8 protein-coding genes and 1 pseudogene are annotated in these 8,794 nt (G+C 73.0%); 3 read left to right on the top strand and 6 right to left on the bottom strand.

All coding sequences use genetic code 11. The features are described 5' to 3' along the window. The 3 genes from G3I40_RS30760 to G3I40_RS30750 all read right to left on the bottom strand — a co-directional run. Positions 1-798 (bottom strand): cation transporter (locus tag G3I40_RS30760; RefSeq protein WP_164305903.1); only part of this gene is annotated, 798 nt, incomplete at its 3' end. 59 nt (positions 799-857) lie between these two features. Next, on the bottom strand, positions 858-1,178 hold the full coding sequence (locus G3I40_RS30755; RefSeq protein ID WP_164305902.1) for a heavy-metal-associated domain-containing protein: 321 nt from the start codon (positions 1,176-1,178) through the stop codon (positions 858-860). Positions 1,179-1,259: 81 nt separating this feature from the next. Then, a complete protein-coding gene (locus G3I40_RS30750; RefSeq protein WP_164305901.1) occupies positions 1,260-2,207 on the bottom strand; it encodes a PrsW family intramembrane metalloprotease in 948 nt (315 codons plus the stop codon). 76 nt (positions 2,208-2,283) lie between these two features. On the opposite strand from G3I40_RS30750, the gene G3I40_RS30745 reads away from it, so the two are divergent. Then, on the top strand, positions 2,284-3,498 hold the full coding sequence (locus tag G3I40_RS30745) for a cation:proton antiporter (RefSeq protein WP_164305900.1): 1,215 nt from the start codon (positions 2,284-2,286) through the stop codon (positions 3,496-3,498). A 58-nt stretch (positions 3,499-3,556) separates the two neighbouring features. Further along, complete coding sequence (locus tag G3I40_RS30740) at positions 3,557-4,630, top strand: alcohol dehydrogenase catalytic domain-containing protein (RefSeq protein ID WP_164305899.1); 1,074 nt, start codon at positions 3,557-3,559, stop codon at positions 4,628-4,630. A gap of 192 nt (positions 4,631-4,822) precedes the next feature. Here G3I40_RS30740 and G3I40_RS30735 read toward each other — a convergent pair whose 3' ends face one another. The 3 genes from G3I40_RS30735 to G3I40_RS30725 all read right to left on the bottom strand — a co-directional run bounded on the left by G3I40_RS30735 (position 4,823) and on the right by G3I40_RS30725 (position 7,307). Next, entirely contained in the window at positions 4,823-5,020 is a 198-nt protein-coding gene (locus tag G3I40_RS30735) for a MerR family transcriptional regulator (RefSeq protein ID WP_164305898.1), read from the bottom strand. 343 nt (positions 5,021-5,363) lie between these two features. Continuing rightward, positions 5,364-6,383, bottom strand: a complete 1,020-nt coding sequence (locus G3I40_RS30730; RefSeq protein WP_164305897.1) for a helix-turn-helix domain-containing protein — start codon at positions 6,381-6,383, stop codon at positions 5,364-5,366. A gap of 12 nt (positions 6,384-6,395) precedes the next feature. Next, the gene (locus G3I40_RS30725; protein WP_164305896.1) at positions 6,396-7,307 is read right to left on the bottom strand and encodes a sugar phosphate isomerase/epimerase; all 912 of its coding nucleotides are present in this window, start codon (positions 7,305-7,307) and stop codon (positions 6,396-6,398) included. A 149-nt stretch (positions 7,308-7,456) separates the two neighbouring features. Between G3I40_RS30725 and iolC the strand changes: the two are divergent. Continuing rightward, positions 7,457-8,413 (top strand): annotated as a pseudogene (gene iolC / locus G3I40_RS30720) (5-dehydro-2-deoxygluconokinase); the annotation flags it as partial. Positions 8,414-8,794: the final 381 nt, after the last annotated feature.

Below are 8,794 nucleotides of genomic sequence, written 5' to 3'. Positions count from 1 at the left end.
CGCCACGTCCCCAGCGCCGAGTGCGAGCAGCGCCCGCAGGGCGGCGCCCGCGCTGCGCTTGGCCCGCGCCTCCAGGTAGCGGCCCGCGAGGAGGAACGTGACGACGCCCGAGGCCACTTCGAGGTAGATCGTGGAGGAGGCGTCGGCCCCCTCGGTGACGAAGGTGAACCCGTGCCGCATCCCCGGCATCCCGGCGTCACCGAGGAACAGGGCCCACAGGCTCCAACCGAACGCGGCGAGCGTGCCGAGGCTGACGAGGGTGTCCATGGTGGCGGCGCCGTGGCGGGCGTTCGTCCAGGCGGCCTTGTGGAAGGGGTGCCCGCCCCAGACCACGACCGGCGCCGCCAGGGTGAGCGAGAGCCACTGCCAGTTGTCGAACTGCAGGGCGGGGATCATGGCGAGGGCGATCACCGGGGCGGTGAGGAGCGCCGAGATCCTGAGGCGCCGGCCGAGGGGGGCTGCCGCGCTGCTCGCCGCGGGGGGTTCCGCGGATTCGCCGGCTGCCGCGCCGTCGTGGCCGGTCGCGCCCCGCGGCGGAGCCGCCGGCCGATGCGGCCCCGCGTCCCTGGGGGGTGCCGGCTGCTCCGCGGTGTATCCCAGCCTGGTGATCGTCTCGATCAGCAGGGCCGGGGTGACGTCAGCCGCGTACGCGACCTTCGCCTTCTCCGTGGCCAGGTTGACCGTGGCCGTCACGCCCTCGATGCGGTTGAGCTTCTTCTCGATGCGGGCGGAGCAGGAGGCGCAGGTCATGCCGCCGATGGCGAGGTCGATCTCGGTGGGTGGTGGTGCGTCCGTCATGGTGACGTCGAGCGTACGGCGGCCGGGCCGGGCCCGTGCGGCCCGGCCCGGAAAGCCCGTCAGGCCCGGCTGATGAGCTCGTAGCCCGCCTCGTCGACCGCCGCGCGGACCGCTTCCTCGTCGAGCGGGGCGGCGGAGACCACGGTGACCTGGCCGGTGGCGGCGACCGCCTGGACGGAGGCGACGCCGGCCAGCTCCGAGATCTCACCGGCGACCGCGCCCTCGCAGTGACCGCAGGTCATGCCCTTGACCTCGTAGACGGCGGTGACGGCGCCCTCGGCGGGGGCCGCGGCGTCCGTGTGGCAGGCTCCGCCGCAGCAGGAACCGGCGGCATCCGAGGAGTCGCTGCCGATCTGGGGGAGCTCGGTCTGGGCGCTCATGTCGTTCTCCTTGGGGAAAGCCGGGTGAGGTGAGGGGCCGGGGGTGCCCCCGGCGGCTCCTGGCGCGTCGACTCTATACCCCTAGGGGGTATTTTTCCAAGAAGGATCACGCCGGGCGAGCGAGCGCGCCCAGGCCACGCCGAGCAGGGAGACCACGACCAGGCCGCCGACCGAGAAGAGCGTGAAGAGGTGCTTCTGGCCGTCGGTCGGCGTGGGGATGTAGCCCTGCGCGAACAGTGCGCGCTCCAGGCCGGTCCCGGTGATCCGGGCCACCAGCCAGATCGCGATGCCGTGCATCGAGTCCCACAGGGCGTGCAGCAGGGCGACGCCGAGGTAGGTGAGGATCACGGGGGCCGCGAAGCGGAAGCGGCCGTTCGGCTTGCGGAAGGAGAGGAGCACGGCGCCGGCGATCGCCGTCCACAGGCCGTGCCCGAACGGGGCGAGCAGGCCGCGCAGGATCTCCGTCTCCAACAGCGAGCGCAGGTCGATGCCCTTCATGGTGACCGCCGCGTTGAAGGCGTAGCCCGCGCTCTCGAAGGCCGCGAAGCCGAAGCCGACCGCGGCGCCCAGGACCAGACCGGCCCGCAGTCCGTGGATGCGGGGGTGGCGGCGCAGCACGTACATCAGGGCGAGGAGCTTGACCGCCTCCTCGATCAGACCGACGCCGACGAAGATCCACACCGAGGGGTGCAGGAGGTAGTACTCCATCACCGAGGCGCCCAGCACGCCGAGGACGCCGCCCACCAGGAAGCAGCCCAGGATCAGGTTCACGCCCAGGTCGCGGCCGTGGCGCTCGTACGCCCAGAGCACGAAGACCGCCGGCACGAGGAAGCTGCCGAGCAGGATCAGGGTGGGCAGCAGGGTGGTGTTCTTCGTGGCGTACGTGACGATCGCCGTCAGGACCCACAGGGCCAGGCCGCCCCAGAGGCAGCGCTTCCAGAGTCCGGCGCGGATCTGCGGGCCGGGCGGCGGGGGCTGCTGGGGGATGCGGGCGCGGGGCGACCCGTGGGGCTGCTGGGGGTGCGTCACGACGGCTCCCTCTGACTTCCCTTGAACTGGCAGCGAGCTTGGGGGATTTGTCGGAAGTTTATGGTAGGAACCCGTTATGTCGCAGTACGGGACGCTCATTCTGATCATGGCCATCGCGGTCCTCGCGCCCCTGCTGGCCTACGGCGTCGCCCGCTGGCTGCCCGTGCCGCTCGTCATCTTCGAGATCCTGCTGGGCATCGTGGTGGGCCCCGACGTCCTCGGATGGGCGCACCCGGGCCAGGCCGTCGACGCCCTCTCGGACCTCGGCCTGGCGATGCTGATCTTCCTCGCCGGGTACGAGATCGAGTTCGACAAGATCCGCGGCGACACCCTGAAACGGTCCCTGCGGGCCTGGTCGGTCTCCCTGGTGTGCGGGCTCGTGCTGGCCTGCGCGCTCACCGGATGGTCGTACGCGAAGGGCGTCTACATCGGCACCGCGCTCGTCAGCACCGCGCTCGGCACGATCCTGCCGGTGCTGCGGGACTCCGGTGACCTGCACTCGCGGTTCGGGTCCGTGATGATGGCGTTCGGCGCCGTCGGGGAGTTCGGCCCGATCATCGCGATGGCGCTGCTGCTCAGCGGCCGTTCGCCGCTCGAATCGGCGGTGCTGCTGTGTGCCTTCGCGGTGGTCACCGCGGGCGCCGTGTACTGGGCGATGCGGCCACGGCCGCCGTGGTTCTCCCGCGTCATCGCCACGACCCTGCACAGCAGCGGACAGTTCGCGGTGCGCCTGGTGGTGCTGCTCCTCGCCGTGATGCTCGGCGCGTCCACGGCGCTCGGCGTCGACATGCTCCTGGGCGCCTTCGCCGCCGGGATGGTCGTGCGGCTCGTCCTGCACGGGGCGGCCCCCGACAGCGCGCACGAGGTCGTGGAGAAGGTGGAGGCGATGGGATTCGGGTTCCTGGTGCCGATCTTCTTCGTCGTGACCGGCATCGAGTTCGACCTCAAGGCGCTCCTGGACGGCGGCCGGGCCCTGCTCCTGCTGCCGGTCTTCCTCCTCCTGTTCCTGGTGGTGCGCGGCCTGCCGGTGTACGCCCTCGCACCGGGCGACCTGGGAGTGCGCGACCGGCGCGCCCTCGCCCTCTTCGCCTCGACGGCGCTGCCGCTGGTCGTCGCCATCACCACGATCGGCGTCGACGCCGGGGTGCTCGCCACCGACGACGCGGCGGCGCTGGTCGGGGCCGCGATGGTGTCCGTGCTGGTCTTCCCGCTGCTGGGCCTCAAGCTGCGCGCGGGCACGGGCGGACGGGCGCTGCCGCAGGGTCCGGTGAAGGGCGCCGAGTCCTGGTGACGTCCCCTTACCGTGGGGCTGTTGACCGGTGATCGTCTACGGAGTCGGGGTGGGGCGGATGCGCGCCGTCGTGTACGAGCGGTTCGGCGAGCCGGCACAGGTGCGCCGGGTACCGGACCCGGTGGCCGCGCCGCACGGGGTCGTCGTGCGGGTCGCGGCGACCGGGCTGTGCCGCAGCGACTGGCACGGCTGGAAGGGCCACGACCCGGACATCGTGCTGCCGCACGTGCCCGGGCACGAACTCGCCGGAGTGGTCGAGGAGGCGGGCGCCGAGGTGCGCGGGTGGCGGGCCGGGGACCGGGTGACGGTGCCGTTCGTGTGCGCGTGCGGCAGCTGCGCGGCGTGCGCGGCCGGGGACCAGCAGGTGTGCGAGCGGCAGACGCAGCCCGGGTTCACGCACTGGGGCTCCTTCGCCGAGTACGTCGCCCTCGACCACGCCGACGTGAACCTGGTGGCGGTGCCGGACGGGATGGCCTTCGGGACGGCCGCCGGACTCGGCTGCCGGTTCGCGACCGCGTTCCGCGCCGTGGTGCAGCAGGGACGCGTCGCGGCCGGCGAATGGGTCGCGGTGCACGGCTGCGGCGGCGTCGGCCTGTCCGCCGTGATGATCGCGGCGGCGGCCGGGGCGCGGGTGGTGGCCGTGGACGTCACACCCGGCGCCCTCGAACTGGCCCGGAGATTCGGGGCGGTTGCCGCTGTGGACGCGACCGCCGTCGACGACGTGCCCGGCGCCGTACGGGAGTTGACGGGCGGCGGCGCGCATCTGTCGCTCGACGCGCTCGGGTCGGCGGTCACGTCGGCGGCGTCCGTGCGCGGGCTGCGGCGCCGGGGCAGGCACGTGCAGGTCGGTCTGCTGCCGCAGGATCCCGTCGTCCCGATGGGCCAAGTGCTGGCGTGGGAACTGGAGTTGATCGGCAGTCACGGGATGGCCGCGCACGCCTATCCGGGTATGCTGGAGTTGGTACTGGCCGGGGCGCTGCGCCCCGATCTGCTGGTGACCTCGACGATTCCGCTGGAGGAGGCGCCGCGGGCCCTCGCCTCGATGGGGCGCGCACCCGGGGCGGGCGTCACGGTGATCGAGCCCGGCCGGGCCCCGCTCCTGGACGAGCGGGGGCGGAGCCCCGAGGCCTGAGCACCGGAACCGGATCCGCCCCGGCACTGAGACCCTTCTCGTCCATCTACGAGGCGACGGCGGCGCGGGCGGCGGAGGCGGCGCGGCCGGGCCGGGCCCTGGCCCTGAACGGCGGCCGCCCGACGGAACGGATCCCTGCGCGGCTCTCCGGCCCGCCCACGGCGACGGCGTGACCCCGCGAGGGACCCGCCGTCAGTCTCTGCGCCCCCGGTTCCCCGGTCGGGAGGCGACCCAGGCGCGCACGGTGTCGGCGTACCAGTACGGCTTGCCGCCCTCCACGTGGTCCGGGGGCGGCAGGAGGCCGTGCTTGCGGTACGAGCGGACGGTGTCGGGCTGGACCCGGATGTGTGCGGCGATGTCCTTGTACGACCAGAGCCTGCGGTCGGTCATGGTGGCTCCTCCCTGGCGGGTGCCGCGGCGGCTCGGGGGTGGCCGCCGACGATCACTCACCCTGTGCCCGGAGAACGACGTTCACCGAGGTGAAGGGTGGGCCTGTGTGATCCCTGTGACGCAGAACCCGCGTAGGCCTGACATGTGTGACAGGAAGGGGGCGTTTGTGACGCGAATGATGCAAAGAGGGTGCATTGCGGGCGCATGCACCGGCGCGCCGGGGGAGAGGCCGCGGGAACGGCCGCGTCCGGACAGCCGGACGGGCCGGACCCGCTGCGCCGGGCCCGGCCCATCGCTCCCCGCATCCCCCCCGGTCGGATGGCTCAAGGGGACAAGGGTGCCGTCAGCGGGGACCGCGGGTCTTGGAGAAATGCGCACTGCCGGGGCGGCCGTCCCGGCGCAGGACCAGGCTCGTCGCCTCCCCGGAGAGCCGGTCCGTGGCCGGCGGCCCGTCCGGATCGAGGCGCACACCGCGCGCGAGCGCGAACTCGCGCGGCGTGCACCCCGTCATCGCCTTGAACTCGCCGCTCAGATGCGCCTGGTCGTAGTACCCGCAGGCGGCGGCCGTCTCGGCCTGGGTGCTGCCCGCGCACAGCAGCCGCCTGGCCCGCTGCAGCCGCAGCACGCGGGCGGCGGTCTTCGGACTCAGCCCGATCTGCTCCCGGAACCGGTTCTCCAAGTGCCGTACGCTCCAGCCGACTTGACCGGCGACCTGCCCGACGGGCACGGCGCCGCCGCTGTGCGTGAGCGCGTACCAGGCGTGCACAGTGCCGTCCGCGCAGCGCGGCCCCGTCTCCAGCCAGCGCCCCAACGTCTCGTCCAGCAGCCGGAACCGAGCGCGCCATGAGCCCAACTCGCCCAACCTATAAGCGAGGTCAGCTACGTCAGAGGAAGGGAGCGCTCCCAACTCGTCCGGATGCAGGCGCCGGCCGGCCAGCTCGTGCAGGGCCGTCCGGAAGACCGTGAAGGCGGCCCAGGGGGTCAACAGCACTTCCACGCCCGCGAGATGGCCGTCGTGCTCGCCGAGGACGGGCGTGGTGGACAGGGCGGACAGCACGGTGGACAACTCGCTGGTGCGCACCCGCGAAGGCCGCGCGCCGGCTTCCCCGCCGACACCGACCCAGCCGCCCGTCGCCTCCGTGATGCGGACCGCCCCCTGGAAGCCGAGCATCAGCGTCACCGCGCCGATCGGCGCCTCCAGGCGGGCGCGCGGCCCGGGGAAGGCGAGCCGGAAGCCGCGGTAGCCGATGACGGCGGGGCGCAACCGGGCGTGCGGGCGCGCGGAGGCGGTCTCCCAGGTGCCGTTCGGGCAGCGGGCGGGGCGGACGGCGGGCCGTGAGGAACTCGTGGCGCGAGAACTCATCCGTAGATAGTGCTACACGCCGCACGACCTGAGGTAGCCCCGCGTACGCCGGGCGATCGGCAGCGGCCGTTCCGGTTCGCAGGGATACATGTCCTGCTCGACGATCGCGAAGAGGTCGACGTCGAGCCGCGCGGCGGCGTCGAGCACGGGCTCCAACTCGGGTACGCCGCGCGGGGGTTCGCACATCACGCCGTGTGCCACCGCGGGCCCGAAGGGAGTCCCCCGCTCCCGCACCCCGGCCAGCACCTGCGGATCGACCTGCTTGAGGTGCAGATAGCCGATGCGCTCCCCGTACGTCTCGATCAGCTTGACGCTGTCGCCGCCGCAGTACGCGTAGTGCCCGGTGTCCAGGCACAGCGAGACGAGATCCGGATCGGTGGCGTCGAGGAAGCGGCTGACGTTCTCCTCGGTGTCGACGTGGGTGTCGGCGTGCGGGTGGAAGACGAGCCGCAGCCCGTACCGCTCGCCCACCTCGCGGGCGAGCCGCTCGGTCTGCGTGGCCAACTGCCTCCACTGCTCCCCGGTGAGGGAGGAGTCCTCAAGTACCTCTCCCGACTTGTCGTCGCGCCAGAAGGACGGAATGACGACGAGGTGGCGGGCGCCCATGGCCTGGGTGAGGGCGGCGATCGACGACACGTGCTCCCAGGTCCTGTCCCACACGGCGGGCCCGTGGTGCAGCCCGGTGAACACGGTCCCGGCGGACACCCGCAGCCCCCGCCGCCCGGTCTCCTCGGCGAGCACCCGCGGATCGCTCGGCAGGTATCCGTACGGGCCCAGCTCGATCCACTCGTACCCGGCCTCGGCGACCTCGTCGAGGAAGCGCTGCCAGGGGACCTGCTTCGGGTCGTCGGGAAACCACACGCCCCACGAATCGGGGGCCGAGCCGATGCGGATGCGTGCTGACGGGGAAGTCCGGGTCGTCATGGGACCAGCCTCGGCGGCTGCGGAGAGGAGTGTCAAGGCTTGGTCCGAATGTCAGGACAAAATGTTGACAGGGGGGTGGCGACGGGACTAGATCTGGCACCAGGCCCACCCGCCGCGCCCGCCGCCAGCGTCGTCGAAGGGAACCCCGAATGGCCCGCAGGGAGCTCGACCTGATCACGATGGGCCGGATCGGAGTGGACCTGTATCCACTGCAGGCGGGCAGAAAACTCGCCGACGTGTCCACGTTCGGCAAGTTCCCCGGCGGCTCGTCGACGAACGTCGCGGTGGCGGCGGCGCGGCTGGGGCTGCGTTCGGCGACAATCACCCGCACGGGGCGGGACCCGTTCGGGGACTACCTCCGCGCGGAGCTGGAGCGGTTCGGCGTCGACGCGCGCTGGGTGACCCCGGTCGACGGTCTCCCCACGCCGGTCACCTTCTGCGAGATCTTCCCGCCCGACGACTTCCCCCTGTACTTCTACCGGCAGCCCAAGGCGCCCGATCTGGAGATCCACCCCGACGAGCTCGACCTCGACGCGATCCGGGACACCCGCATCTTCTGGATGACCGGCACGGGGCTGAGCGCCGAGCCCAGCCGCACGGCGACGCTCGCCGCACTGGCGCACCGGGCGGGCGCCCCCGGCGAATCCGTCTTCGACCTCGACTGGCGGCCCATGTTCTGGGACGACCCGTCGCGGGCGCGCAGGTACTACGTGGAGGCGCTGGGCCACGCCACGGTCGCCGTCGGCAACGTGGACGAGGTCGAGATCGCGACGGGGGAGCGCGAACCGGTCGCCGCGGCACGGAAGTTGCTCTCCTTCGGCCTGCGCCTGGCCGTCGTGAAGCAGGGGCCCGAGGGGGTCCTGGCGATGACGTCCGCCGGCGAGACGGTGGCGGTCCCGCCGCTCCCCGTGGACGTCCTCAACGGGCTGGGCGCGGGGGATGCGTTCGGCGGGGCCCTGTGCCATGGCCTCTTGTCCGGTTGGGAGTTGGCCCGCATCATGCGGTACGCGAACGCGGCCGGGGCGATCGTGGCATCCCGCCTGGAGTGCTCTTCGGCGATGCCGTCACCGGCGGAGGTATCAGCGGCCCTGACAGCCGGCGCGGTCCCTCCCTTCACGGGTACCCGCACGGACGCACCCCCCGCCACTGACGCTGCCCCGGCGCTGGCCGCCACCGATACCGGCGCTGACGCGCCCCCTGATGCTGACGGTGCCCCGGCGCTGGCCGCCACCGATACCGGCGCTGACGCGCCCCCTGATGCTGACGGTGCCCCGGCGCTGGGGTGCCGCCTTGCCCACCCTGCCGCCCCAGGCGGCAGACTGCCCAAGGCGGGGGCGGCGCCGATGCCCGGGCGGGAGGGGGATGGGGCTGGGCAGGCGGCTCCGCCGTCGACTACCCGGCCCGAACGCCCACCGGGGGTCAGCCGATCGGGGACCCCCACCGGGGGTTGGTCGCTCGTCGACGGGAGGGGCCGTGTCGGGGTGCCC

This window comes from Streptomyces sp. SID14478, from assembly GCF_010548525.1.
Lineage (GTDB): Bacteria > Actinomycetota > Actinomycetes > Streptomycetales > Streptomycetaceae > Streptomyces.
The sequence above is the reverse complement of the archived record's forward strand: the minus strand, read 5'-3'. Positions and strand labels throughout refer to the sequence as shown.